Here is a 24,937-nt window from a genome sequence, read left to right on the forward strand (position 1 = left end):
GGCTTACTCCCGCGGACCGTAGCGCAGCGTGGCCTGGCGGCGGCGCACCACCTGGTAGGGCCGCCACAGGTAGCTGATCGGAATGCTCCACACGTGCACCAGGCGGGTGAACGGCGCGATCAGGAACAGGGTCAGGCCCAGGAAGATATGCATCTTGTAGACCCAGCTGACGCCCTCGATGTAGTCAGCGGCACCGGCGCGGAAGGTCACGATGTGCTGCGCCCACTCGGCCAGCTGCACCATCACCCCGCCGTCCAGGTGGCCGGACGAGACGCGGATGCTGTACAGGCCCAGGCACAGCTGGGCGAACAGCAGCACCAGCACCAGGGTGTCACCGAAGCTGCCGGTAGCCCGCACGCGCGCGTTGAACAGGCGACGTACCAGCAGGATGCTGATGCCGATGAAGCACAGTGCGCCGAACACACCGCCGACCACCATCGCCAGCATCTGCTTCTGCGACGAGGTGATGAAGTGCTCGTACACCGCGTGCGGAGTCAGCAGGCCGACCAGGTGGCCACCGAGGATGGCCAGGATGCCGATGTGGAAACAGTTGCTGCCGATCCGCATGCCCTTGTCCGACAGCATCTGGCTGGAGCCGGTGCGCCAGGTGTACATGGCCTTGTCATAGCGGGCCCAGCTGCCGATCAGCAGCACCGCCACGGCGATGTACGGGTAGTACTGGAAGGCGAATTGATGCAGGGAGTAACTCATGGCTGGACCTCTCGATGCGAAGGACGGGCCGGCGTACGCACGGGCGGCTTGCAGTCTTCGGCGGGAGCTTCGGCGCCGAAGCGCACCGCCTCCTCCTCCCACAAGCGGTCCATGGCCTCGGCGGTATCGTCGCGGACTTCTTCGCTGGCACGCTGGCGCAGCGCATGCAGATCGGCCTTGCCGTCACCGGCTTCGACCAGAATCTCGAACAGCACCCGGTGCGGCAGCTTACGCTCGGCCGCACGTGCCGCCAGCATCCCGGCGATGTGGCCGATGTGGTGCAGCCACTCGCGGGCCTCGCTGCCGGGGCGATGGGCCAGGAACTCCAGCAGCAGCGGCAGGTAGTCCGGCAGCTCGCGTGCATCCAGCTCGAAGCCGTTGCGGCGGTAGGTTTCGACCAGATCGACCATGGCCTGGCCACGGTCGCGCGACTCGCCATGGATGTGCTCGAACAGCAGCAGGCTCATCGAGCGGCCGCGGTCGAAACTGGCCAGCCATGCGGCCTGTGCGTCCAGCGCGTCGGTGGCCAGCAGCTGCTGCACGAAACTGCGCAGCTGCTGGCGGCGGGCGGCGTTCAGCGCCGGGTCGTCACAGGCGGCGAGCAGTTCCTCGCCGTGCTCCCACAGTTCTTCGCGGGGGTAGTCCAGCAACACCCCGACCAGCTTGAGCACGCTCATCACACCACCTCCTTGCGGCGGTGGTTCGGACCCTTGTCCACCACGAAAGTGGTGGTCTTGCGCTGGCCGAACAGGTCGGCCGGGCTGTCACCATTGCAGCCGTTGCCGAAGGTGAAGCCGCAGCCGCCGCGCTCGCCGAAGGCATCGTTGGCGTACTCGCGGTGGCCGGTCGGAATCACGAAACGGTCCTCGTAGTTGGCGATGGCCAGGTAGCGGTACATCTCTTCCACCTGGGCGATGCTCAGCCCGGTCTGTTCCAGCACCGCGGTGTCTTCCACGCCGTCCACGTTCTTGGCCCGGCGCCAGGCACGCATGGCCATCAGCCGCTCCAGCGCGCGCACCACCGGCGCCTCGTCACCGGCCGTCAGCAGGTTGGCCAGATAGCGCATCGGAATGCGCAGCGAAGCGACGTCCGGCAGCTCGCCGCTCATGCCCACGCGGCCACGCTCGGCAGCGGACTGGATCGGCGACAGCGGCGGCACGTACCAGACCATCGGCAGCGTGCGGTATTCCGGGTGCAGCGGCAGCGCCAGCTTCCAGTCGATCGCCAGCTTGTACACCGGCGACTGCTTGGCCGACTCCAGCCAGCTGTCCGGGATCCCCTCCTTGCGCGCGGCGGCGATCACCGCCGGGTCGTTCGGGTCCAGGAAGATGTCCAGGTGGGCCTGGTACAGGTCCTTCTCGGCGGCCACCGAAGCGGCCTCGGCGATGCGGTCGGCGTCGTACAGCATCACCCCCAGGTAGCGGATGCGGCCCACGCAGGTTTCCGAGCACACGGTCGGCTCACCCATCTCGATGCGCGGGTAGCAGAAGATGCACTTCTCCGACTTGCCGCTCTTCCAGTTGTAGTAGATCTTCTTGTACGGGCAGGCCGAAACGCACATGCGCCAGCCGCGGCACTTGTCCTGGTCGATCAGCACGATGCCGTCTTCCTCGCGCTTGTAGATCGCGCCCGAGGGGCACGCCGACACGCACGCCGGATTCAGGCAGTGCTCGCACAGGCGCGGCAGGTACATCATGAAAGTCTTCTCGAAGGCGCCGTAGATCTCCTTCTGCACCTGGTCGAAGTTGTAGTCGCGCGAGCGCTTGCTGAACTCCGAACCGAGGATTTCCTCCCAGTTCGGGCCCCACTCGATCTTCTGCATGCGCTCGCCACTGATCAGCGAACGCGGCCGCGCGGTGGGCTGGTGCTGGCTGTCCTTGGCGGTGTGCAGGTTCTGGTAGTCGAAATCGAATGGCTCGTAGTAGTCGTCGATCTGCGGCAGATCCGGGTTGGCGAAGATCTTGGCCAGCATGCGCCAGCGGCCACCGGCACGCGGCACCAGCTTGCCGGCGCGGGTACGCACCCAGCCGCCGTTCCACTTGTCCTGGTTCTCCCATTCCTTCGGGTAGCCGATGCCCGGCTTGGTTTCCACGTTGTTGAACCAGGCGTACTCGACGCCCTCGCGCGAAGTCCAGACGTTCTTGCAGGTGATCGAGCAGGTATGGCAGCCGATGCACTTGTCCAGGTTCAGCACCATCGCGATCTGTGCGCGGACCTTCATCACACCACCTCCTTGGCGGCGGCCGGCACGGCCTCGCCATCTAGCCAATCCACCTTGTCCATCTTGCGCACGATCACGAATTCATCGCGGTTGGTGCCGCAGGTGCCGTAGTAGTTGAAGCCATAGGCCAGCTGCGCGTAGCCGCCGATCATGTGTGTGGGTTTGAGCACGATGCGGGTCACCGAGTTGTGGATGCCGCCGCGGGTGCCGGAGATCTCCGAGCCCGGCACGTTGATGATGCGTTCCTGGGCGTGGTACATCATCGCCATGCCCGGCATCACGCGCTGGCTGACCACCGCACGGGCGGCGATCGCACCGTTGACGTTGAACAGCTCGATCCAGTCGTTGTCGACGATGCCGGCGCTGCGCGCGTCGTCCTCGCTGATCCACACGATCGGGCCACCGCGCGACAGCGTCTGCATGATCAGGTTGTCGCTGTAGGTGCTGTGGATGCCCCACTTCTGGTGCGGGGTGATCCAGTTCAGCACGATCTCCTTGTTGCCGTTCGGGCGCTGGTTCAGCAGCGGCTCCACCGTGCGCGTGTTGACCGGCGGCCGGTAGCTCATGAACGCCTCGCCGAAATCGATCATCCACTCATGGTCCTGGTAGAACTGCTGGCGACCGGTCACCGTGCGCCACGGAATCAGCTCGTGCACATTGGTATAGCCAGCGTTGTAGCTGACGTTGTCGTCTTCCAGGCCCGACCAGATCGGCGAGGAAATGATCTTGCGCGGCTGTGCCTGGATGTCACGGAAGCGGATCGCCTCGTGCTCCTTGCCCACGGCCAGGTGGGTGTGCTCGCGGCCGGTGAAGGTGCCCAGCGATTCCCAGGCCTTCACCGCCACGTGGCCGTTGGTTTCCGGCGCCAGGTGCAGGATCACTTCGGCTGCGTCGATCGCGGTCGAGATGGCCGGGCGGCCTTGGCTTACGCCTTCTTCGTGCACGGTGTGGTTCAACTTGCCGAGGAACTCGACCTCGTGCTTCGTGTCCCAGCTCATTCCCTTGCCGCCGTTACCCTGCTTGTCCAGCAGTGGGCCGAGCGAGGTGAACTTGCGATACAGGTTCGGGTAGTCACGCTCCACCACCGTCATCGACGGCATGGTCTGGCCCGGAATGGCCTCGCACTCACCCTTCTTCCAGTCGGCCACGCCGAACGGCATGCCCAGTTCGTTGGGGGTGTCGTGCAGGGTCGGCACCAGCACCAGATCCTTCTCCACACCCAGCACGCCCGGCGCCATCTCGCTCACGGTGCGGGCCACCTCCTTGAAGATGTCCCAGTCGCTGCGCGATTCCCACGCGGGGTCCACCGCCTTCGACAGCGGGTGGATGAACGGGTGCATGTCCGAGGTGTTGAGGTCGTCCTTCTCGTACCAGGTGGCGGTCGGCAGCACGATGTCCGAGTACAGCGCGGTGGTGCACATGCGGAAGTCGAGCGTGACCAGCAGGTCCAGCTTGCCTTCCGGCGCCTCGTCGCGCCACTTCACCTCCTGCGGCTTCACTGCGCCCATTTCGCCCAGGTCCTTGCCCTGCAGGCCGTGGCGCGTACCCAGCAGGTGCCGCAGCATGTATTCGTGGCCCTTGCCCGACGAACCGAGCAGGTTCGAGCGCCAGATGAACATCATGCGCGGGTGGTTCTGGCTGGCGTCCGGGTCGGCGAAGGCGAAGTCCAGCGAGCCGTCCTTGAACTTGCCCAGCGCGTAGTCGGCCGGGGCTACGCCGGCCGCTTCGGCCTCGCGTACCAGCTGCAGCGGGTTGCGGTCCAGCTGCGGGGTGCTCGGCAGCCAGCCCATGCGCACCGCGCGCAGGTTCAGGTCGGCCAGGCTGCCGCCGTACTTGCTGGCATCGGCAAGCGGCGACAGCAGCTCGTCCACCTGCAGCTTCTCGTAGCGCCACTGCCCGGTGTTGAAGTAGAAGAACGAGGTGCCGTTCATGTGGCGCGGCGGCTTGCTCCAGTCGAGGCCGAACGCCAACGGCTGCCAGCCGGTCTGCGGGCGCAGCTTTTCCTGGCCCACGTAATGCGCCCAGCCGCCACCGGTCTGGCCCACGCAACCGCACATGATCAGCATGTTGATCAGGCCGCGGTAGTTCATGTCGTTGTGGAACCAGTGGTTCATGCCCGCGCCGACGATGATCATTGATCGGCCGTGGGTCTTGTCGGCGGTACGGGCGAACTCGCGGGCGATCTCGATCACCTCGGCGCGCGACACGCCGGTGATGCGCTCCTGCCACGCCGGCGTGCCCGGCACCATGTCATCGAAGCTCGATGCCACGTTACCGCCGCCAAAGCCACGGTCAACGCCATACTGGGCCAGCAGCAGGTCGTAGACCGTGGCCACCAGCGTCTCGCCGCCATCGGCCGTGGCCAGCCGGCGCACCGGAATGTTGCGGTCCAGTACTTCTTCGGCCGGCGCAGCGGTCCAGCCATCGCTTTCAATGCCGCCGAAGTACGGGAAGCTCACCGCCTCGATGCCGTCGTTGGTGTCGGACAAGCTCAGGCGCAGGCGTGTGTCGGCGCCATTGCTGGCCTTTTCTTCGATGTTCCAGCGGCCCTTCTCACCCCAGCGGAAACCGATCGAGCCGTTGGGCACCACGATCTGGCCACTGTTCTCGTCGTAGGCCAGGGTCTTCCAGTCCGGGTTGTTGGCTTCACCCAGCCCGCCCAGCTCACTGGCACGCAGGAAGCGGCCCGCCACCAGGCGGCCATCGTCGCGGCGCTCCAGACGCACCAGCATCGGCATGTCCGAGTACTGGCGGCAGTAGTCCTGGAAATACTGCGAGGGCGAATCGACATGGAACTCGCGCAGGATCACATGGCCGAAGGCAAAGGCCAGCGCCGCGTCGGTGCCCTGCTTGGGGTGCAGCCAGTGGTCGGTCAGCTTGGCCAGCTCGGAATAGTCCGGGCAGATCGCCACCGTCTTGGTGCCGTTGTAGCGCGCCTCGGTGAAGAAGTGCGCATCGGGCGTACGCGTCTGCGGCACGTTCGAGCCCCAGGCGATGATGTAGCGACTGTTGTACCAGTCGGCCGATTCGGGCACGTCGGTCTGCTCGCCCCAGATCTGCGGCGAGGCCGGCGGCAGGTCGCAGTACCAGTCGTAGAAAGACAGGCAGGCGCCACCCAGCAGCGACAGGTATCGCGCACCGGCAGCGTAGGACACCATCGACATCGCCGGAATCGGCGAGAACCCGACCACGCGGTCCGGGCCGTACTGCTTCACCGTATACAGGTTGGAGGCGGCGATGATCTCGTTGGCCTCTTCCCATTGCAGGCGCACGAAGCCGCCCATGCCGCGGCGGGTCTTGTACGAGCGTGCCTTCTCCTTGTCCTCCACGATGCTTGCCCAGGCATCAACCGGGGCCTTGCTCTTGCGTGCTTCGCGCCACAGGCGCAGCAGCGTGCCGCGGATCAGCGGGTACTTCAGCCGGTTGGCGCTGTACAGGTACCAGGAATAGCTGGCGCCACGCGGGCAGCCACGCGGTTCATGGTTGGGCAGGTCCGGGCGCGTGCGCGGGTAGTCGGTCTGCTGGGTTTCCCAGGTGACCAGGCCGTTCTTGACGTAGATCTTCCAGCTGCAGGAGCCGGTGCAGTTCACGCCATGGGTGGACCGCACGATCTTGTCGTACTGCCAGCGGGCGCGGTAACTGTTTTCCCAGTCGCGGCCCTCGCTCTTGGCAAAACCATGGCCATCGGCAAAGGTCTGGGGGTCACGCTTGAAGAACTGCAAGCGATCGAGGAAATAACTCATCGGGGGTCTCCCTTTGCGGACATCGGCATCGTGGCTGTGTGTGTCATCTGGCTGCGGTGCGTTCTCATGTCGTCAGCAGGGTGTCTCGGCACCGCGCCGGTAGTACCACCACCAGGTCACGGCCAGGCAGGTGACATAGAAAACAACGAATCCGTACAGCGCCATGTCGGGGCTGCCGGTCAACGTAATGGACGAGCCGTAGCTCTTGGGAATGAAGAAACCGCCGTAGGCACCGATCGCACCGGAGAAACCGACCACTGCGGCCGACTCGATGCTGGCCTGGTGTGCGGCCGTGGCCTTGCCCTCGGCGTTGTCGTTGGCCGACCAGCGCTCATGCAGGGTGCGGAAGATCACCGGGATCATGCGGAAGGTGGTGCCGTTGCCGATGCCACTGAGCACGAACAGCGCCATGAAGCTGAGCAGGAAGCCGTAGAAGTTGCCACCCTGGCCATCGCTGGGCAGGAAGTGCAGCACGCCGAACACTGCCGCGATCATCAGCGCGAACACCCAGAAGGTCAGGCGTGCGCCACCCCAGCGATCGGCCATGCTGCCACCCACCGAACGCATCAGTGCGCCCAGCAGTGGGCCGATGAAGGCGTAGGCCAGCGGGTTCACGTCCGGGAACTGGCTCTTCACCAGCATCGGGAAGCCGGCCGAGAAACCGATGTAGGAACCGAAGGTGCCGATGTACAACCAGCACATCAGCCAGTTGTGCTTGCGGCGGAAGATCACCGCCTGCTCGGAGAACGAGGAGCGGGCGCTGGTCAGGTCGTTCATGCCGAACCAGGCCGCGATGGCGCACAGCGCGATGGCCGGCACCCAGATGAAGCCGGCGTTCTGCAGGAACAGCGGCGCCCCACCCTCCACCGCGGGCTGCGGTGCACCACCCAGCGCACCGAACACGCCCACGGTGATGACCAGCGGAATCACCGCCTGCGCCACCGACACGCCCACATTGCCCAGGCCGGCGTTCAGGCCCAGCGCCAGGCCCTGCTTCTGCTTGGGGTAGAAGAAGGAGATGTTGGACATCGACGACGAGAAGTTCGCGCCACCGAAACCACACAGGATCGAGATGGCCACGAACACCCAGTACGGCGTGGCCGGGTTCTGCACCGCAAAGCCGAGCCAGAGCGTCGGCGCCAGCAGCGACGCGGTGGACAGCGCGGTCCAGCGGCGGCCGCCGAAGATCGGAATCACGAACGAATAGAAGATGCGCAGGGTCGCGCCGGACAGGCTGGGCAGCGCCACCAGCCAGAACAGCTGGTCGGTACTGAAGTTGAAGCCGATCTTCGGCAGGCTGATCGACACCGCCGAGAACAGTACCCAGACCGAGAAGGCCAGCAGCAGCGAGGGGATCGAGATGACCAGGTTGCGGGTGGCGACCCGCTTGCCGGTGCGCTCCCAATAGCCGGGGTCCTCCGGCGTCCAGTCGCTGATGACGCGACCCGGACTGGCAGTGCTGCGGACAACAGGATCGCTACCGACGGTCATACATGGCTCCAAGGCTGTGGAATGACGTGGGTACTGCGTTTCAAGTTGTAACCCGTCGTCATGCAGCCATTAGGCCGTGCAGCACGGACGACGGGGTTGATCTGGATCAATCAGGGGCCGGTTTCCACCCTGCCCCTGACAAATGTCAAACCGATGAAGCGGTGCTGCGGCGGGTCACCCCGCGCTGGCGCACGCTGTCGCGCACGTCCACATCGAACTGCAGCTGAAGCTGGCTGCCATCTTCCAGGGCAATGTCGAATGGCAGGCCATCCCGGCACGGCAGCCGCGCCGCCAAGGCCTCGACTGCCGGGCGCGGCAGTACCAGGCGGCAGAAGGTGCCGCCGTCCAGCAGCACGGGCTGTTCACCGCCATGCAGCGACACCGCCATGCCCCAGCCTTCGATACCGCCGAAGCGGGTCATGTTCTCGACCGATTCACCGGCCAGCAGGCGCGCCAGTTCGGCCTCGTCCAGGCGAAGCCGTACCGATTGGTCCTGCAACTGCACTTTCATGACGCAACATCCTCCCATTGTTCGGGGGTATTGCAGTTGACCAGCCCGGCCTCGTCAACCGGCGCCAGCGCCACGGTGTTCACGCCAAGACGACGCTGCAGCGCCTGCAGCGAGCGCGGACCGTCCGGGTCATCCAGCATCGATCCAAGTACGTTGCGACAAGCATCGTCTATATCCACCAGCATGGGCAGGGGGTGGCCCGCAAAGATCGTGCATGGACCGCGATGGCCGTCACGCAATTGCTGCAGCAATCGCGGCGGCAGCAGCGGCGTATCCACCGGCACCACCCAGGCCGGGCCATCGGGCATGCGCATCGCCACGCTGTAGAGCCCGCCCAGCGGCCCGCAACGTGCCACGCGGTCCGGTACGCCCCCGAACGCCGGGTAATTTCCGCTGACCCATACCTCGCCTGCGCCGGCCTGCATCAACAGGCCCCGCATGTGTTCCAGCAGCGTGCGGCCCTGCCACGGCAGCAGCGCCTTGTCGCGACCCATCCGGCTGGACAGGCCACCGGCAAGCACGATGCCGTTGATGCTCATCGCAGTAGAGCCACGCCATGCGTGGCTGCGCCGGCCGGATGCGCGGGAAAGGCCTCATCCACGCATGGCGTGGATCTACTGAACCCCGCCCCCCCCTGAAGGGCGGGGTCAATGCTGGTGATCGTGCGCATGGTCATGGGCATGAGCGGGTTCGCTGTCCGCATGGCACAGGCTGCAACCCTCGCTCCACTCGCTGTCGCCGTCCTCGTAATGCTCCTGCTTCCAGATCGGGCACTGGTGTTTCACCACCTCGATCAACTGCCGGCACGCGCGGAACGCTTCGTCGCGGTGCGGGCTGCCGGCGGCCACCACCACCGCCACATCGCCGATGCCCAACCGGCCCTTGGCGTGGGCCACATACAGCTTCAGCTTCGGACCGAACGTCGCCTCGACCTCGGCGGCCAGGCGCTTGAACTCGTTCAGCACCAGCGGCTCGAACAGGTCGTAGGTGATCCCGGTCACCGGCCGGCCGATGTTGACGTCACGCACCTTGCCGATGAACACGTCGATGCCGCCGAAGCCCGGATCGGAGACCGCGGCGATGCCCTCGGCCGGATCGATCGCCGCCTGCGCGCGATCCACCACCTTTGCGATGATCTTCTCGCTCATCGCTCAGCCCCCGCTCACCGGCGGCAGGATCGCCACCCGGCCATCGTCGGGCAGCGCCTCGTGGTCGCGCAGCACGCGTTGCTGGTCGGCGAACGCCGAGTAGTCCAGCAGGCCGGCGCGGAAACCCGGCCAACGCAGCGGCAGCAGTTCGCGCAGCGCCTGGCGCAGATCGGCCACAGTGTCACCGGCCACATCCACGGCAATCTCACGGCTGGCATCCAGGTCGGAAAACGCACCGAACAACTGCAGATTCACTTGTTTCATCATGACTCCTGGCTCACCAGCTGCACCGGTTCGTGGTGACCCCAGCCCTGCACGCGCACGTAGGTGCCAGCGCTGGCCAGGTCTCCCTCGGCCTCCAGCACCACCCAGGCGTTGGCCTGCAGCATGGACATCAAACGGAACGACTCCTGCCCGGACAGCACGCGCGCACTCAGGCGCCCCTGCCCGTCCATTTCCACCCGCGCACGCGCGTGGAAGCGCAGGCCCGGCGGCTTGCGCACGTCGGCCTGCAGCGGCAGCTGCAACATGAGCTCCGGCGCCAGCCCCAGCAGGCGGCGCAGCACCGGCTCGACGAAGAAACGCTGGCCCACGGCGGCCGACACCGGATTGCCCGGCAGGCCGAAGTACAACGCACCATCGGGCAGCACCGCGAACAGCAGCGGCTTGCCCGGGCGGATCGCCACCTTGTGGAACACGATGCGCGCACCACGGCCGCGCAGCGCATCGGGAACGAAATCGTAGCGCCCAGCCGACACCGCGCCGGTGCTGATCAGCACCTGCGCGCCCGCGGCCAGCGCTTCATCCAGCACCGCATTGAACGCGGCCACGTCGTCGCCCACCGTGCCCTGCCAGACCACCTCGGCACCGGCGGCCTGCAGGCGGCCGACCAGATACGGCCGGTTGCTGTCACGGATCTGCCCGGATTCCAGCGTCTGCGCCGCTTCGGTCACCAGCTCCTTGCCGGTGGCGATCACCGCCGCCTTCGGCCGTGCCACCACCGCCACCTGGCCCACGCCGATGGCATGCAGCAGGGTGCGCGCATTGATATCCAGCACCTGCCCGGCCTGCAGCACGCGCTCGCCTTCGCTCACGTCCTGGCCGCGCAGGCGCACGTGCTGGCCCGGCTTCACCGATGCCTTCAGCGCGATGCGGGTCGGGCGTCCCTCCTCGCTGGCGAGGATGTCCACGTTCTCGACCGGAACCACTGTGTCCAGCCCGGACGGCATGCGCGCACCGGTCATGATTTCCCAGGCACCCTCGCCGCCCTCGGCGCCGGCATCGCCGGCCGCCTGCCAGCCCTGCACCGCGAATTCGGTACCGGCCTCGAACGTCGCGCCGTTGGCACGCAGCGCGAAGCCGTCCATCGCCGAATTGTCGAACGGCGGCAACGACTGCCCGCTGTGGATGTCACTGGCCAGGGTACGGCCGCCGGCCTCATGCAGCGGCAGGCGCTCGGCCGGCAGCGGCGTGGCCGCGTCCAGCAGGTGCTGCAAGGCTTCGCTGTAGGCAATCATCAGTGGCCACCACCCTCGACCATCGCCAGGGCGTGGCCCAGTACCGGCGCCAGGATATCCAGGCACTGCGCCGCCGCCTTCGGGCTGCCAGGCAATGCGAACACCAGCATGTTGCCCAGCTGCACCACCTCGGCGCGGCTCAGCCAGGCCATCGGCGTGTGCTGTGCACTCAGTGCCCGCACCATCTGCGCCAGGCCATGCACCGGCCGCGCGTCCAGGGAACGCAGCGCCTCCGGTGTCAGGTCACGCGGGCCCAGCCCGGTACCACCGGTACACAGGCACAGGCGCACGCCCTCGGCGGCCAGGGCCTGCAGGCGGCCCGCCAATGGTTCGATGCCATCAGGCAACACCTCGGCGGCCACCACCTCGCCGCCCAGCCTTTTCAGGCCGGTCACCAGGGTCGGGCCGGACACATCCTCATAGGTGCCTTCGCTGGCACGATCACTCAGCGTGATCACCGCGCAGGCCGCGCCCTGCAGGCCCTTCGGTGCACGCGGCTTGAAACGCGCGCGCTCGGCATCGTCCATGCCGTCGGGGTGCAGCCAGACACCGCGCTTGCCGCCTTCCTTGAACAGCAGGCGGATGCCTTCGATGCGCAGCGCCGGTTCCACCGGCTTGCTCAGGTCGTACAGGGTCAACAGCGCCGCGTTGACGCCGGCCAGTGCCTCCATCTCCACGCCGGTGCGTGCCTCACTGGCGCACTCGCACCACACGCGGATCGCCTGCCGTTCCGGCACCGGCGCGCAGAACACCTGCACCAGTTCCAGCGGCAGCGGGTGGCACAGCGGCATCAGCATCGAGGCCATCTTTGCGCCCTGCAGGCCGGCAATCTCCGCCATCACCAGCGCATCGCCCTTGGGCAGGCGGCGCTCGACGATCAGCGGATAGGCCACCGGACCGGCATGCAGCTCGCCCACCGCCACCGCACGGCGGCGGGTGATGCGCTTGTCGCGGACATCGGCCATATGGAAGGCCGCATTCAATTCCCCACTCATCGTGTTGCTCATCCTCCGATGGAGGCCAGGTGCGGGGTCAGCCCGGTCTGGCCCTGGTGCAGTCCATGCCCGGCCGCTTTCAGGCCAAGCTGTGTGGTGATACGTGCCAGCAGCGCGTCGTGGTCATCGTCGCTCTGCAGCAGCGGGCGCAGCGGCACGCCGAACTCGCCGAACAGGCACAGCCGCAGGTCGCCCTTGGCGGTCACCCGCAGGCGGTTGCAGCCCTTGCAGAAGTCACGCGAATACGGGGCGATGATGCCGATGCTGCCGCGATGGTCGGGGTGGCCGAACTCGCGCGCCGGGCCGGCATCGGCGGCGCGCGGACGCTCGTGCCAGCCAGCGGCCAGCAGCTGCTCGATCACCACGTCGGCGCGCAGGTGGTGGCGCTGGAAATAGGCTTCGTTGTCGCCGGTGCGCATCAGTTCGATGAAGCGCACGCTGAAGGGGCGGTCACGCAGGTAGTCCATCCACTGCGGCAGCTCGTCGTCGTTCAGGCCACGCAGCAGCACCGCGTTGAGCTTGATCGCCGGCAGGCCCAACGCCTGCGCCAGGGCCAGGCCCTGTTCGATCTCCGGCAGGCGGTCGTGCCCGGTGATGGTCTTGAAGCGTTCGCGCTGCAGGCTGTCCATGCTCACGTTCAGCGCGGTCAGGCCAGCCCGGTGCCACCCCGGCAGGCGCCGCGGCAGCAGCGTGCCGTTGGTGGTGATGGCCACCTTGCGGATGCCCGGCACCGCCGCAACCGTGGCGATGATCTCGTCCAGGTCCTTGCGCAGGCTGGGCTCACCGCCGGTCAGGCGGATCTTGCTCATGCCCAGCGCGGCAAACGCACGCACCAGGCGCGAGATTTCATCCACCTGCAGGAAGCGCGGGCGGCCATCGGCCTGGTAACCGTCGGGCAGGCAGTAGCTGCAACGGAAGTTGCAGGCTTCGGTCAACGACAGGCGCAGGTACGGAAAGCTGCGTCCGAAACCGTCGGTGAGTTGGCTCATGGCTGGTCCACCTTGTTGCTCCACCGTCTTGCCTGTGCCCGGAACGGCCCGGATACCCTCGCCTGCTGGAACGATTGCCAGAGTACGCGGCCTTCAGTTCCATGGGCATGACTTAAATCAATCGTGTTCGGCCCCGCGCGGCAGGCGTTGTGGCAGCATGCGGCTTTCCGTGCAGCGGGCGTGTGACAACCCTCATGATGATGAACGATTTCCAGCAACTGCTGCATGCCGCCGGCGAGCAGGCTGAACCGCAACGCCTGCTGTTCGTATTCGTGCGCGCCGAGCTGCCCGAATCGCCCACCAGCGACCAGCGCGACCGGCATGACCGCCGCGAGGGCGGCACCCTGTCGCCGGTGCTGTGCGTGGACAAGCTGCCGGCCGAGGTGCCCAGCTTCCAGGCGCTGGCGGCCGAGTCGACCACCACCGGCATCGACTGGGACCTGGTGTTCGTGGCGGCGCTGGATGGCAGAGGCGGTTTCGCACCCAACAGCGACGAAGCCGCGCGCCCGCTGAAGCTGATGGTCAACGCCATCCATGACGGTCAGATCGGCCGCTTCGCCGCCTTCGACCGTGGCGGCGAGCCCGTTCAGTTCTATTGAGCCACCAGCTGCAGGGTCAGGAAGAAGATCACCAGCACGGTGTTCAGCCCCCAGGCCACGGTCAACCCGCGCGCGGCCACGCCCAGGTTGGGGTTGTGCGCGGTGGGCGCCGCCCGCCAGACCGCCGGGATGATCCAACCGGTATAGAGCAGCAGCACGGCAAATACCCCCAACAGCAGCGTGGTGCGCTGGTTGGCCAGCGCCCAGAGGGCTACCGCCCACAGAATGTTGCTGGGAATGACGCCCTGCAGCCAGAACACACTCCAGAGGCGGGAACGGCCCTGGGTGTCGGGGGTTGGGTGCAGCGAAGCGGTCGCGGTCATAAGTCTCCCTCTGATTAGGAAACGTGCTGAACAAGCCTGCGCTTGGTGGCTGGGAACGTCAACCCGAGTCGCACATCACGCTTTGACGCCTGTAGAGGCCAGCCATGTACAACTCAGCCCCCTCCCCGCAGAGCCTGTCGCCATCACCCCTCCCTGCTTGTTCCCTAACGCCCCCCAACCTCGACACCTGTCGCAGATTGCACGGTGCGGGTGGACCGCCGCGCCAGCCAGCGCTGGCAGTGCTTAACAGCGTGGGAGAATACCGAAAGCGTCTCCAATCGAGTGATGTTTGCAACTCTTCTGATTGGCATTGCACAGCGCCCCGGGCTCAGATGGCGTGCCACCGGAAAAGGGTGGCCGGGCTTCGAATCCCGTGTTGGCTTTGAGTAAGTGCGCTTGCCAGCCGGCGTCACCATGCGTGGCGCCGGCTGGCAATCCGTCTGCCGGCTATGGCGGGCGGTGCGTTGGGGGCGTTCGCGCCCGCCGGCTTGAGGCCAACCCGGATTCGAACCACGTACCGCCCGCCACCTTTCGGGTGGCGGCTACCGATTGCCCTGCACGGAGCCTTGCCATGAACGAATCGGACTTCCCGCATCTGCACGCCTACCGCAGCACCGCCCGCGACGACGGTTCGCCACAGACTGCGCCTGCGGTGGACAGGAACACCTTCATTGCCAACCTCAACCGCATCGGCTCCGGTGCAGCAGCCGACGGACAACCCTGGCCGGAGCGTCACCAGCTGCCTGGGCGCTGCCTGGCCCTGGCCGATGCAGATTGCGCGTTGAGCGGGTTGCGGGTGGTGCTGGAAATGCTGCTGGCGGCGGAACGAACCCGGCAGAACGGCGAGCCGGAAGAGTACGTGGGCGACCGGGTGATGGAGGGGTTGGTCATGGCCTGCCAGTCGTTGTGCGCGCAGGCGGTGGGGCGGTTGCAGCCCGAAGGGTGAACGCGATGCGCCACGCCCTTCGGCGAGGACCGCTTTCAGCAGGTGTCAGTGCTCGCTGAAAGCGCTCCTCAGATCGACGCCGATGATCGGTGAGAAGTCCACCTTGCACAGCTCCAGCTCGAAGAGCTGATCGTGATTGTCCAGGCACAGGGTGACTCTCACCGGCACGCCGTCGGCATCGGCAAGCATTGCAGTGGCAATGTCGCTTCCGAAGACCTGGGTCGTGCTGGACAGGAACACCACGCCTCCGAATCCGACGACCTCCACGTCCTCCACCTGGGCGAGCGCCAGATCCTTCAACAACCGTTCGGACAGCTCGGTCGTCTCCGGCAGCAGCCTATGGATGAGGGAGACCTCGTCGGGGGTGAGGAATCTGGGCACGGAATGTCCTTCAGGGCACTGCATCCGCCATCGGCTGATTCTCGATCCGCCATGTCCTGGCGTAGATCAGAATGACGCTTCCGGTCGAGCTGGTCTCGATACGAAAACACTTCAGACCGGACAGCGGATAGCCGACCGCCTTCCAACGATCAAGAAGATCAGCGAGTCCCGGCTCGTCATCGTCCACCATGGCGAACTCAATTCCCTCGTCACCCAGTACGCCGAAGTTCATGAGAGCCGAGCACCCGTAGGCTCCCGAGAAGCAAACGGTTGCCTGCCGGCCGTCCGGCCAGCGCACCTGAACCTTTACCTCATCGCATACGCCTGGATTGCTTCTGTCAATGTCGATAGCCAGCAACGTGGCGTCACACCATTCGAACGCGTTGAAATCCTCATTCATCTACGGGAACCTCTCAGACGTATACAGCTGGACGACCGAAACGTGACACCGCCGCCATTTGCTATGGCGGGCATAAGTGCTCCTGCGGGCCTTGTGGAACGGCCAGGATCTCGGCACGACGGTCGGCATCAGAGAATCGCTCGTTCCGGCAGACTGTCGGCCTAAGTAGTCATCAAACCCCGACACGGAAACAGCCAGCACTCGGCAGAGCAGCATGGTGGGATAGAGAGTCCTCTGACTGGCGACGAAGGCGTACCTCACGTGGACTCTTTGGCAAAGAACGCCGCCGCCCCTTTTTTAGGATTTCACACTCCATCCGTAGCAAGGAACGACAGAATCGGTAGCAACGGGCGCGGCCTCGCGGAAACCGCCACGTCCATGCGCCTCAGTCTCGCCGCGCATGGCCAGCCCGCTACGGATTCCTGACCCGCCACAAACAGCCCAAGCCTCGCCCCGGCAGTCGGCATCAAGGGGTGAAAGGCTCAGACCTGTAGTCACACCCATTGATGTCGCGAAACACTACTGAGTATTCCTTATGTTCATCTGCCTGCCCGGGAACGAAGAGACCGTTTGCATCAAACAATACTACCTGCGGCTTGCCGCGACTGACACGCAGACTCCGGGTGGGGCCAGCAACCTCCTCAAGGATCGGGTTGAAAATCTTCCAACTTGGGCTTCCCTTCGGTCTCTGCTCGGTGACCGCGCTCCGGGCAGCGACATGACCGTCGGGACCGTCGAGCGCAATCCGGATTGCGGGACCAGACATATGCGTCACCTCGAATCTACCAACCCAGGATTCGGCAACTGAAGCCGATTCGACATACCTTATCTGGGCCTCACTGCAGACCTTGTGACCATCAAGTGTGGAACATGCCGCACTACTCAGTGCGATCGCTAGGAAAAGCGCGACGTTCTTCAATTCACCGCCCCCTGATTATCAATCGATGCTTGCCACTATCATCCCACTGTTGCCTTGACCTGATCACCGCAGGAAGAATGCTCTCCGACAAATGGCTCTGCATTGCGGCAGCACCTTGCACCTCACATTCCTGCGCGCTCTGATACCGGTTTGCGCCAATACTAGCTTCGAATCGCTCTGCGGCCGCTCTTGCATTTTCGGCCCAGCCCTGCAGGTCTCCGACATGATCCATTTCGTCACGCATCGTCGAACGCCTGATGGCAGGAGAATCATATCGGTCGCGCATCAGCACAGTGGGGGTGAGGCCAACGGCATATTCTTCAAGATAGTGGCCCGCAGCATCGCAATTGCACTTAGGGCTGATAGTCCATTCCATGGTCGTCCGAGCAAGCGTATTGGCCCTGAATTCAGATGTCGGTGCGCCCGGGTACGTCGCAGTCATGTCGCCATTTCGAGTTCCCCTCTTCCATGCAACCGGATTCAACTCCCAATCCAGCAACCCAAATGGATCCATCGAAGCGACCGGCCTCGCACTCGCATAGAGATACAACAAAATGCCACCATTCAATCCCAACGGATCGCCCTGAGAATACCGCCCGACCTCAGGGTCATACTCTCGCTGCGAGTTGTAGAAGAAGCCGCTCGCATCGGTCGCCTGCTGCCCCGGGAAACGGAGGGCCAATAGAAAGGACAGGCCATCACCATCTGGATCCGCACTCGGAATCTGGTTGCCGAACACCTCGCTCTTGTTGCTCCACTCCCAGATCGAGACATTCCGTACCGGATCGATCACCACGCGCGGTGTGCCCAGATGATCCGGCTGCACGTAGGCCAGTTCCGGTACGCCGGTAGCCGGCACGTTGATCAGCGCCACCGGGTAGTTGTCCAGCCAGATCGCCTGCTGCTGAGCTTGGCCCGTGGCCGAGTAGTTACCCCGACATAGAGCAACAAGTCTGCCGCCGCTCTAACCCTCTCAAGATTTTCGACGTACTCAGTATGCATGCCACAGAAGAAACGTTCATCTCCTTTCGCAACTGCAACCCTCTGGCCTAGAGACATGTGCAGGAACGACAAATCATCATAGGTCGGAAGCACGAAGGTCCATAGGTAGATAGCAGACGGTGCAGGGTCTATCGCAAACCCAGAGATCACATCTCGCGTATACGAGGCAATCAAGAAATTCCCAACGACCCGCATGCCGCTTTTCTTGGCGTCTTTTTTCAATCTCCGCAGATCAAACGCTCTCATGCTATGCCACGGACCTTCCTGGAGGGCTGAGGAGCTCCCTGTTTCATGTCTCACACATTAAGAATCCGCCGGATCACCGGAGAGTCGATCAGCAGGTTCTCGCCGAGCGCTTTCGCAAGATCCTGCAACTCGGCAGACCATCCCTCAACGTGCGGAAGCGCCACCCTGGTGAACAAGGTCCTCTTCCCATCTGCCCCCACCCGAAAAACAACCAATTCCTTTGCATCTTCATCAACACAGACGAGATGGTCATACGTATTCATTGTCAATTGTTCCATGTATTCAATGGCGGAATAGGACTTCCGCTAAGACACGCAGCATATCTCTGCGTCGCCGACGCATGACAGACCGCACCAGCTCTTGCGCCACGCACCCTGGTGATTCCATTGCAGGTATCCGTGTCAGTCCGTAGCAGGGCCTCACAATCTTCTCCCTCCTCGTCCGAACACATCGCCTGACCGGCAATATTGCCCAGGAACCCACCGACCACCGAACCTGCGGCACCGCCAAGAGTACTCCCGCCGGCCGCGCCGCCGATGGCGCAGACTGCTGCCCCTGGGCCTGATGGACTGCAAGCCGCCGCGCCGCCGATGCCTCCCACAGCGCCTCCTCCGTAGTAGCCCGCCGCACCGCCGCAAACCGCACCTCCAGCGATGTAGGCCGCGACACACGCTCTTTTCTTTGCCAGCCCCTGCGGATCGGTAGCAATGGTTGGATTCGAATCGACATAAGCGTAAGCGCTGATGCCCCCCTTCAATCCAATAGGATCACTCTGCGAGTACCGCCCCACCGCCGGGTCGTATTCACGCTGGTAGTTGTAGAACAACCCACTCACGTCCGTCGCCTGCTGGCCCGGGAATCGCAGCGCCAGCTCGAACGCCACACCATCACCATCCGGATCAGCGCTCGGAATCTGGTTGCCGAACACTTCGCTCTTGTTGCTCCAATCCCAGATCGCGACATCGCGCACCGGGTCGATCACCACGCGCGGCGTACCCATATGATCTGGTTGGACGTAGGCCAGCTCCGGCACGCCGATAGCCGGCACATTGATCAGCGCCACAGGATAGTCGTCCAGCCAGATGGCCTGCTGCTGCGCCTGCCCCGTGGCCGAGTAGTTGCCCAGCCACTGCCCTGCCTCGTCATACAGGGTGATCTGCGCTGCGCCACTAACCGGGGTACGCAGTACGCGTTCACCGCGATGGTTGTAGCTGTAGCTTTCCACCACCGCATTGCCCTGCTTCACCGCGTTCATGCGGTTGGCATCGCTGTAGGTGAACGTCTTGCTGCCGATGCTGGTGGTGTTGCCCACTGCGTCATGGCTGCGCGCCTCGCCATCCACCGCAGTCAAGCGATGGCTGGTTGCGGGATAGGTGTAGCGGGCGGTGCCTGCCGAGGTGGTCAATGCGATGCGATTGCCGGTGGCGTCATACGCATAGGTTTCAATCGGAGTGCCGGTCGTGCCGTCCTGGGTCTGGGTCAGGCGGCCCAGCGTGTCGTAGGCGTACTTGGCGAGCACCGCCGAGCCCGCGCCGTTCTTCAGTTCGGTGATTGAACCGACCGGGTCATAGCCATAGCCCAGCGACAGGCCGCCTGCGGCCGGGTCGTGCACCGCTTGCGGGCGGTAGTCCAGATCCAGCGGACGCTGCAGCTGGCGGCCGTTGCCATAGGTCCAACCGGTCGCCGGGCCGAAGGCTGCGTAGGTCACGTTGTTCACCACGATCTGGCGGGCTTGGCCGGGCCGGGTCAGGCCGATCTGACTGATGCGCCCCTGGGTATCGCGCACGTAGTCGGCCACACTGCCATCGGGGTACGTCAACGCCGTCAGGCGGCCCGACTTGCTGTAGGCATAGCGCAGGGTACTGGCCACCCCATTGAGCGTCTGCACCTTGCGGGTGACCTGACCGAAGCGGTCATGGCAGTACTGGGTGCTGCCATTGACGTGCAGCACCTGCCCCAGTCGTCCCTTGGCAAAGCGCTCGTCGGCGGTGCAGACCGCTGGCGCCACGTCATAGCTGTAGCCCACATCCAGATTGGGATCCGGATAGGCAATGCCGATCAGACGGTTGAGTACATCGTAGTGATAGGTGGCGGTGACGCCACGCGCATCGGTGGCCGTCTTGCGGTTGCCGGCTGCATCTGAGGTGAAGCTGCTGGCGCCACTGTCCGGGCTGACCTGCCCGGTCAGGTCACCGAACCCGTTGTAGGCATAGGTCGTATGCAGGCCTTTCGGGTCGGTGACCTGGGTGACCTGGTCCAGCGCGTTGTACTGGCTGCGGATCTCCGCCGCCACGCCGCCGACATCCTGCAGGGTCTGCGCCAGTCGGTTCAGCGGGTCGTACTGCTGGCTGGTCACGCGCTGCAGGGCGTCGGTCACGGTCTGCGGGTTGCCGTTGGCATCGTAGGCAAAGCCGGTGGCGTGATTGCTCGCGTCCTTCAGTGCGGTCAGCTGGCCGAGCGTGTTGAACGTCCGTGCCAGGGTGCGACGCAGGGTGCCGCCAGTATCCAGCGTGTCTTCCTTGAGGCGGTTGCCGGCGTTGTCCAGCGTGTAGTGAATGGTGTTGCCGGCGTTGTCGGCGATATCCGTCAGCCGCTGGGCGGCGTCGTAGACATAGGTAACGCTGCTGCCGTCAGGCTCGGTGACCTGTTGCACCTGGCCGGTCGGCCAGTAGCTGATCTGGGTCACCCGGTCCTCGGCTGTGGCGGCACCGCGCACGGTGACCGAGGTCGGCCAGCCGCGGGCATGGTAGGTGTAGTCGGTCACAACGCCGTTGGCATCCTTGACCGACAACGGCCGCCCGAACGCGTCGTAAGCCAGAGTCTCGGCCGTCTGGCCCAGCGCATTGGTCACGCTGCGCAGGTCGCCCTTGCGATAGCTGCAGGCACCTCCGGTCGCGCACCCTGCATCATCCGCCGAGTAATAGGCATAGGTAACGGCATCGGCCACATCCGTGCGCGGGCCATCCACACTCTTCAGCAGCCCCTCCACCGGGCAGCTGCCTGCCGCTGCCACATCAGCGGCTTCGCAGTACGTGTAGCTGGTGATGCGCGTCTGACCGGAAGCGGTGTCGGTCACCGTGTTGGCCGTCGGCTGGCGTCGGGAATTGAAGGCCATGCGGGTTTCGCGGCTACCGATCCGGGTGGTCAGTACCGCATTGGTTTCGACGTCGCGCGCGGTGGTCACCACCCGCTGCTCGGGCAGGCCGACCGCTTCGGTCACGGCATGGATGCTGACGGCACGACCGCTCACCGCATCGGTGCCCTGCGCATAGGTGTGCTTGGTCTGGATACCGCGGCGATCGGTGTAGGTATCCAGGCGTCGGCGGAAGTCGACACTCTGGTCGTAGTAGGTCCGGCTGACGGTTCCCTGCGAATCACTCAGGCCGGTTACCTTGCGCGACGGCGCGGTGTCGCCCCCGGGTGTCAGGGTGTAATCGGTCTGCCGCCCAAGCGCGTCGGTCACGACTGCACCGCCGTTGGGGCTGTAGGCCAGTGTCACACCATCGGCACCGCCGGCATGCTGACTGGAGATCACACGGCCGATGGAATCGTAGGAAAAGGTGCTGTAGCGGCGACCGTCCTCGGCGGTGATACCCGTCAGGTGCTGGGGGAACGCCTGGTTCTCGTAGTGATACGTGCGCACACCACCACCCGCATAGGTCACCGTGGCAACCTGGTTCTGCGATGTATAGGTGTAGGTGGCGAGCGGAATGCCTTCGACCAGGACCGAACTGATCAGCGCCTCGTAGTCGTTGGACTGGTAGACGAACTCCAGCGTGCGGCCACTGCTGTGGGTGACGGCTGCAAGGCGCTCGCTGTCATCGTAGATGTAGGTCAGCGACGTGCCATCCGGGAAGCGCTTGCCGGTCAGACGCCCGTCCGTGCCGAAGGTAGAGATGGAGCCCGCTGAATACAGCGTCCAGTTGCCGTTCTGGACCAGACGATCGCCACTGTCGTCGTCCGCCTCATAGGCTTGCCCGATCTTCTTGAATGCACGCTGGAAACCAGTGCTTTCAATGATGCCCACACTGTCAACGCCATCCAGTGCCAGGTGGGCTCCCAGCGAATGGGTCCAGCCATAGCCGAAGCCACCGGATGACGTGGAGATGCCGGAGTGATAGAAGCGCGTCAGCGCGATCCAGCCAAGATCGAAGTCCTGCGCGATTTCGTACTTCTCGCCGGTTTTGACATCACACGGATTGCCGACATTGCCGTCGCAGGTACCGCCGTTGGAGGTCGGGTCCTGGTCGGGAAACGGACTCATGTTCGCCGCTGTATCGTTGCGGGACATGGGGCAGCTGCCGTTGCCGCCGTCCTTGTCGCACTTCTGCGACTTCGAGGTGATGGTCGCAACGAATTCTTCGCTGACGCAGGCGTTATGCTTGTTAGACCACTGTGTGAGGGGGATCGGGCAGTTCAGACGCCGGGTCCGCGTCATCTGGGCATCGCTTGGATAGGGCGTGCACGGCGACTCGGCTGTGTTGTCGCCGGTCATGTATATCACTTCAAAATCACGTGTCTCGATGGTTCCTTCCATGTCCGGACTGAGCGCATACCACTCACTTGCGGGCGTGACCGTTGCACCAGGGCATATAGGATTCTCTGCCTGAACCATGGCCAGATAGTCGGCAACCATTGCCTCTTCTGTTGGGAACTGCGCGGTGCTTAGATACGACCAATCAGGGTCGGAGGGCTGAGACTTTCCCATCCAGTAGGTGATCGACGTATTGCCGTTCAAGTCCATGACTTTCGACTTGATCTTGTCGACGTACTGCCAGCCGAACTGGAAATCTGGTGGGAACGGGCTGGGTGCGGGCAGGTTCTTGATGGCAGCCACCGCCGCCTGTTGGGTCTTGTACTGAGTCGCATCGCCGCCGGGCTGCGAAATGCGCCAGGTAATCTTGCTTTCCTGCGCCTGTGCCATAGCAGGGGCGAAGCAGCCGAGGGCAACAATCGCCAGCGCGGCACGCGAGAGGGTCTTCAGTCGTTCCAACATCCCTGTTCTCCTTCCTGGACGAACACAGCGCCGGCGGGAACGAGAACGCGAAGGTGTTCCCCGCGTCATGCTTCGGATCGTCCCTGGTCCGGAATGCGGCAGTGCCACATGCCGCCTTTGTCGTTGAGGACGCTTGCACATTCAAGTGTGGAGTCGCGTAACCGATCACAGATTCAAGCATCCAACGCCATTCAGCGGACTGCGCCCTGTCCCCATGACTTCCTGCACAGGGAGTCGGTGTTATACCTCACTACATTACCAGCACGACCTGTCGCGAGGTCGGCAGGCTACGGCACTCCGCTGCAGACCTGACCCATCGGAAGGGCTGGCACGCGGCATGGCCCAGGGGAATGGCAATGAAGAGCAACCGAGTGACGTTGTGGGTGCTGGCCGCGGTGATGGCCGCAACAGGCACCGTCCACGCCGGGGAAATCCAGGTGGATCGGGGCACTTATGCACTGCAGGCCGAGGAGACGGGGGCCGGCCCGATCACCGTGGTCTTCGAATCCGGCTTCGGGCAGGGTGCGGGTGCCTGGAAGGAGGTGGTCGCGGGTCTGGGGCGCGATTACCACAGCATCACCTACGCCCGTGCAGGGCTCGGCAAGTCCGGCAGCGATGGTCAGCCCAAGCGCATCGATGCGCACCTGGCCGACCTCACGGCCGTGATCGATACGCTCGCTCCCGGTCGCCGCGTTGTACTGGTGGGTCATTCCTATGGAGGCCTGCTGGCCACGGAGTTTGCACGCCGCCATCCGGAACGCCTGCAGGGCCTGGTGCTGGTGGACCCGGCCACGATGGGGCAGCGCCATGCGTTCAAGCAGGCCGACAGTGCCCGCGTGCAGGCAGACGATGCCCAGCTGCGGGCAATGGTGCCGCCGGCCATGGCTGCCGACTACGCCGTGCTGACCGAACAACTGGATGCACCCGGTGCGGTGACCCCGCGCACGATGCCGGACGTGCCCGTGGCGCTGCTGACTGCAACCCAGCTCGCTGCCGAACCGCTGTTCTTCGAGGAAACCGCAGCGGGCAAGGCACTCTGGAAGGCACAGCACGCCCTGCTCTTCTCAGGGTTCACGCGCGGTACGCATCGCTACCTGGCGACCGGCCACACCCTCCAGCGCGAGGATCCTGCTGCGGTGGTGGCCGCCATCAGAGCTGTTGTGGACCAGCCCTAGCGCCCGGCGACAACGCACTTCATGACCGCGACCGCTTTGGCCGGCGGCGCCTGCGCTCCCGACGCCGCACCTGCCCCCGCCCCGCATGCATACCCTCCCGCAGTGCGATATGCCCGAACATCAGCGCCGCGGCAACGAGCCCCGTCGCCACCAGTATTTCGAATCCCCGATCACCAAAGAGCAGGCGAATCGATATCTCCAGTGAGCACAGCCTGCCGCAGCGCAGGCCCTGCTCGTTGAAGCCATAGATGAGCACCAGTACACCCATCAGCCCGCACAACGCCATCAGGGCCAGGCTTGCGATGAAAATGAAAGGTCGATGGATACGCATGCGCTCGTCGTGGTCTTCTACGGTGATGTCCAGCGCGACGTTGCGAGCACGCGATCTGAAGCATCCAGCTCTACCGACCAGGCTTGGGTATCCAGGCCCAACCGGTTCTCATACCACCATCGCTGCACACAGCGGCCACTGCATCCACTGCTGGCATAGCGGGTAAAGGGAACACCGGCGTGCTCCACCACATCAGGCTGCCCCAGCGCCCGGAGTACCTCGCCCCTGCTCGCCCCGACCGGGACTGAAGCAAGCGCATGGGAATGCCACGCCGAGATCGCCGAGCAACCAGC

Annotated in this window: 21 protein-coding genes and 1 pseudogene; 3 read left to right on the forward strand and 19 right to left on the reverse strand. The window is 64.7% G+C overall.

Translation table 11 applies throughout. The features are described from left to right. Positions 1-3: 3 nt before the first annotated feature. The 12 genes from narI to moaA all read right to left on the reverse strand — a co-directional run bounded on the left by narI (position 4) and on the right by moaA (position 13,326). Complete coding sequence (gene narI, locus EZ304_RS02145; protein WP_099553434.1) at positions 4-711, reverse strand: respiratory nitrate reductase subunit gamma; 708 nt, start codon at positions 709-711, stop codon at positions 4-6. Next, on the reverse strand, positions 708-1,388 hold the full coding sequence (narJ, locus tag EZ304_RS02150; protein WP_142806128.1) for a nitrate reductase molybdenum cofactor assembly chaperone: 681 nt from the start codon (positions 1,386-1,388) through the stop codon (positions 708-710). Before narJ ends, narI begins: the two co-directional genes overlap by 4 nt. Further along, on the reverse strand, positions 1,388-2,932 hold the full coding sequence (narH, locus tag EZ304_RS02155) for a nitrate reductase subunit beta (RefSeq protein WP_032959969.1): 1,545 nt from the start codon (positions 2,930-2,932) through the stop codon (positions 1,388-1,390). The genes narJ and narH overlap by 1 nt, the downstream gene beginning before the upstream one ends. Then, on the reverse strand, positions 2,932-6,675 hold the full coding sequence (locus tag EZ304_RS02160) for a nitrate reductase subunit alpha (protein WP_142806130.1): 3,744 nt from the start codon (positions 6,673-6,675) through the stop codon (positions 2,932-2,934). The genes narH and EZ304_RS02160 overlap by 1 nt, the downstream gene beginning before the upstream one ends. A gap of 72 nt (positions 6,676-6,747) precedes the next feature. After that, entirely contained in the window at positions 6,748-8,166 is a 1,419-nt protein-coding gene (locus tag EZ304_RS02165; protein ID WP_142806131.1) for a NarK family nitrate/nitrite MFS transporter, read from the reverse strand. Between the two features lie 145 nt (positions 8,167-8,311). Then, positions 8,312-8,677 (reverse strand): hypothetical protein, encoded by a 366-nt coding sequence (locus EZ304_RS02170; RefSeq protein WP_142806133.1) that lies wholly within the window; start codon positions 8,675-8,677, stop codon positions 8,312-8,314. Next, positions 8,674-9,216: a molybdenum cofactor guanylyltransferase gene (mobA, locus tag EZ304_RS02175; RefSeq protein WP_142806134.1), complete on the reverse strand. Its 543-nt coding sequence runs from the start codon at positions 9,214-9,216 to the stop codon at positions 8,674-8,676. Before mobA ends, EZ304_RS02170 begins: the two co-directional genes overlap by 4 nt. A gap of 108 nt (positions 9,217-9,324) precedes the next feature. Beyond that, positions 9,325-9,825, reverse strand: a complete 501-nt coding sequence (locus EZ304_RS02180) for a molybdenum cofactor biosynthesis protein MoaE (RefSeq protein WP_049444673.1) — start codon at positions 9,823-9,825, stop codon at positions 9,325-9,327. 3 nt (positions 9,826-9,828) lie between these two features. After that, positions 9,829-10,089, reverse strand: a complete 261-nt coding sequence (locus tag EZ304_RS02185) for a MoaD/ThiS family protein (protein ID WP_099553422.1) — start codon at positions 10,087-10,089, stop codon at positions 9,829-9,831. Then, positions 10,089-11,342, reverse strand: coding sequence for a molybdopterin molybdotransferase MoeA (locus EZ304_RS02190; protein WP_142806135.1), 1,254 nt, complete (start codon positions 11,340-11,342; stop codon positions 10,089-10,091). Before EZ304_RS02190 ends, EZ304_RS02185 begins: the two co-directional genes overlap by 1 nt. Then, entirely contained in the window at positions 11,342-12,337 is a 996-nt protein-coding gene (moaCB, locus tag EZ304_RS02195) for a bifunctional molybdenum cofactor biosynthesis protein MoaC/MoaB (RefSeq protein WP_099553417.1), read from the reverse strand. Before moaCB ends, EZ304_RS02190 begins: the two co-directional genes overlap by 1 nt. An 8-nt stretch (positions 12,338-12,345) precedes the next feature. After that, the gene (gene moaA / locus EZ304_RS02200; RefSeq protein WP_142806137.1) at positions 12,346-13,326 is read right to left on the reverse strand and encodes a GTP 3',8-cyclase MoaA; all 981 of its coding nucleotides are present in this window, start codon (positions 13,324-13,326) and stop codon (positions 12,346-12,348) included. Between the two features lie 194 nt (positions 13,327-13,520). Here moaA and EZ304_RS02205 point away from each other — a divergent pair, with 194 nt between their 5' ends. Next, positions 13,521-13,925 (forward strand): hypothetical protein, encoded by a 405-nt coding sequence (locus EZ304_RS02205; protein ID WP_024958877.1) that lies wholly within the window; start codon positions 13,521-13,523, stop codon positions 13,923-13,925. On the opposite strand, the gene EZ304_RS02210 is transcribed toward EZ304_RS02205, so the two are convergent. Beyond that, positions 13,919-14,248, reverse strand: a complete 330-nt coding sequence (locus EZ304_RS02210; RefSeq protein WP_005416862.1) for a hypothetical protein — start codon at positions 14,246-14,248, stop codon at positions 13,919-13,921. The two genes, EZ304_RS02205 and EZ304_RS02210, sit on opposite strands and share 7 nt — an antisense overlap. 571 nt (positions 14,249-14,819) lie before the next feature. Between EZ304_RS02210 and EZ304_RS02215 the strand changes: the two genes are divergently transcribed. Continuing rightward, complete coding sequence (locus EZ304_RS02215; protein WP_142806139.1) at positions 14,820-15,194, forward strand: hypothetical protein; 375 nt, start codon at positions 14,820-14,822, stop codon at positions 15,192-15,194. Positions 15,195-15,239: 45 nt separating this feature from the next. Here the strand turns inward: EZ304_RS02215 and EZ304_RS02220 are convergent, their stop codons facing one another. From EZ304_RS02220 to EZ304_RS02240, 5 genes and pseudogenes are all read right to left on the reverse strand, one after another. After that, a complete protein-coding gene (locus tag EZ304_RS02220; protein ID WP_134709321.1) occupies positions 15,240-15,575 on the reverse strand; it encodes a DUF6984 family protein in 336 nt (111 codons plus the stop codon). A gap of 10 nt (positions 15,576-15,585) precedes the next feature. Then, entirely contained in the window at positions 15,586-15,975 is a 390-nt protein-coding gene (locus tag EZ304_RS02225) for a hypothetical protein (protein WP_142806140.1), read from the reverse strand. A gap of 1,415 nt (positions 15,976-17,390) precedes the next feature. After that, a pseudogene (locus tag EZ304_RS02230) lies at positions 17,391-17,828 on the reverse strand (RHS repeat-associated core domain-containing protein); the annotation flags it as partial. Between the two features lie 364 nt (positions 17,829-18,192). Further along, complete coding sequence (locus tag EZ304_RS02235) at positions 18,193-18,405, reverse strand: hypothetical protein (RefSeq protein WP_234411782.1); 213 nt, start codon at positions 18,403-18,405, stop codon at positions 18,193-18,195. A 2-nt stretch (positions 18,406-18,407) separates the two neighbouring features. Then, positions 18,408-23,138 carry an RHS repeat-associated core domain-containing protein gene (locus tag EZ304_RS02240; protein WP_260678207.1) on the reverse strand — a complete coding sequence of 1,577 codons (4,731 nt, stop codon included), beginning with the start codon at positions 23,136-23,138 and terminating at the stop codon, positions 18,408-18,410. 356 nt (positions 23,139-23,494) lie between these two features. Here EZ304_RS02240 and EZ304_RS02245 point away from each other — a divergent pair, with 356 nt between their 5' ends. Next, entirely contained in the window at positions 23,495-24,313 is an 819-nt protein-coding gene (locus EZ304_RS02245) for an alpha/beta fold hydrolase (RefSeq protein WP_142806141.1), read from the forward strand. A 19-nt stretch (positions 24,314-24,332) separates the two neighbouring features. On the opposite strand, the gene EZ304_RS02250 is transcribed toward EZ304_RS02245, so the two are convergent. Then, positions 24,333-24,644: a hypothetical protein gene (locus EZ304_RS02250; protein ID WP_142806142.1), complete on the reverse strand. Its 312-nt coding sequence runs from the start codon at positions 24,642-24,644 to the stop codon at positions 24,333-24,335. Positions 24,645-24,937 lie beyond the last annotated feature (293 nt).

Source organism: Stenotrophomonas maltophilia, from assembly GCF_006974125.1.
Classification (GTDB): domain Bacteria; phylum Pseudomonadota; class Gammaproteobacteria; order Xanthomonadales; family Xanthomonadaceae; genus Stenotrophomonas; species Stenotrophomonas maltophilia_O.

Excerpts from the sequence above, each read along its gene's own strand:
- narI (WP_099553434.1), bottom strand. The coding sequence starts at position 711 with ATGAGTTACTCCCTGCATCAATTCGCCTTCCAGTACTACCCGTACATC.
- narJ (WP_142806128.1), bottom strand. The coding sequence starts at position 1,388 with ATGAGCGTGCTCAAGCTGGTCGGGGTGTTGCTGGACTACCCCCGCGAA.
- narH (WP_032959969.1), bottom strand. The coding sequence starts at position 2,932 with ATGAAGGTCCGCGCACAGATCGCGATGGTGCTGAACCTGGACAAGTGC.
- EZ304_RS02160 (WP_142806130.1), bottom strand. The coding sequence starts at position 6,675 with ATGAGTTATTTCCTCGATCGCTTGCAGTTCTTCAAGCGTGACCCCCAG.
- EZ304_RS02165 (WP_142806131.1), bottom strand. The coding sequence starts at position 8,166 with ATGACCGTCGGTAGCGATCCTGTTGTCCGCAGCACTGCCAGTCCGGGT.
- EZ304_RS02170 (WP_142806133.1), bottom strand. The coding sequence starts at position 8,677 with ATGAAAGTGCAGTTGCAGGACCAATCGGTACGGCTTCGCCTGGACGAG.
- mobA (WP_142806134.1), bottom strand. The coding sequence starts at position 9,216 with ATGAGCATCAACGGCATCGTGCTTGCCGGTGGCCTGTCCAGCCGGATG.
- EZ304_RS02180 (WP_049444673.1), bottom strand. The coding sequence starts at position 9,825 with ATGAGCGAGAAGATCATCGCAAAGGTGGTGGATCGCGCGCAGGCGGCG.
- EZ304_RS02185 (WP_099553422.1), bottom strand. The coding sequence starts at position 10,089 with ATGAAACAAGTGAATCTGCAGTTGTTCGGTGCGTTTTCCGACCTGGAT.
- EZ304_RS02190 (WP_142806135.1), bottom strand. The coding sequence starts at position 11,342 with ATGATTGCCTACAGCGAAGCCTTGCAGCACCTGCTGGACGCGGCCACG.
- moaCB (WP_099553417.1), bottom strand. The coding sequence starts at position 12,337 with ATGAGTGGGGAATTGAATGCGGCCTTCCATATGGCCGATGTCCGCGAC.
- moaA (WP_142806137.1), bottom strand. The coding sequence starts at position 13,326 with ATGAGCCAACTCACCGACGGTTTCGGACGCAGCTTTCCGTACCTGCGC.
- EZ304_RS02205 (WP_024958877.1), top strand. The coding sequence starts at position 13,521 with ATGATGATGAACGATTTCCAGCAACTGCTGCATGCCGCCGGCGAGCAG.
- EZ304_RS02210 (WP_005416862.1), bottom strand. The coding sequence starts at position 14,248 with ATGACCGCGACCGCTTCGCTGCACCCAACCCCCGACACCCAGGGCCGT.
- EZ304_RS02215 (WP_142806139.1), top strand. The coding sequence starts at position 14,820 with ATGAACGAATCGGACTTCCCGCATCTGCACGCCTACCGCAGCACCGCC.
- EZ304_RS02225 (WP_142806140.1), bottom strand. The coding sequence starts at position 15,975 with ATGAATGAGGATTTCAACGCGTTCGAATGGTGTGACGCCACGTTGCTG.
- EZ304_RS02235 (WP_234411782.1), bottom strand. The coding sequence starts at position 18,405 with ATGAATACGTATGACCATCTCGTCTGTGTTGATGAAGATGCAAAGGAA.
- EZ304_RS02240 (WP_260678207.1), bottom strand. The coding sequence starts at position 23,138 with ATGTTGGAACGACTGAAGACCCTCTCGCGTGCCGCGCTGGCGATTGTT.
- EZ304_RS02245 (WP_142806141.1), top strand. The coding sequence starts at position 23,495 with ATGAAGAGCAACCGAGTGACGTTGTGGGTGCTGGCCGCGGTGATGGCC.
- EZ304_RS02250 (WP_142806142.1), bottom strand. The coding sequence starts at position 24,644 with ATGCGTATCCATCGACCTTTCATTTTCATCGCAAGCCTGGCCCTGATG.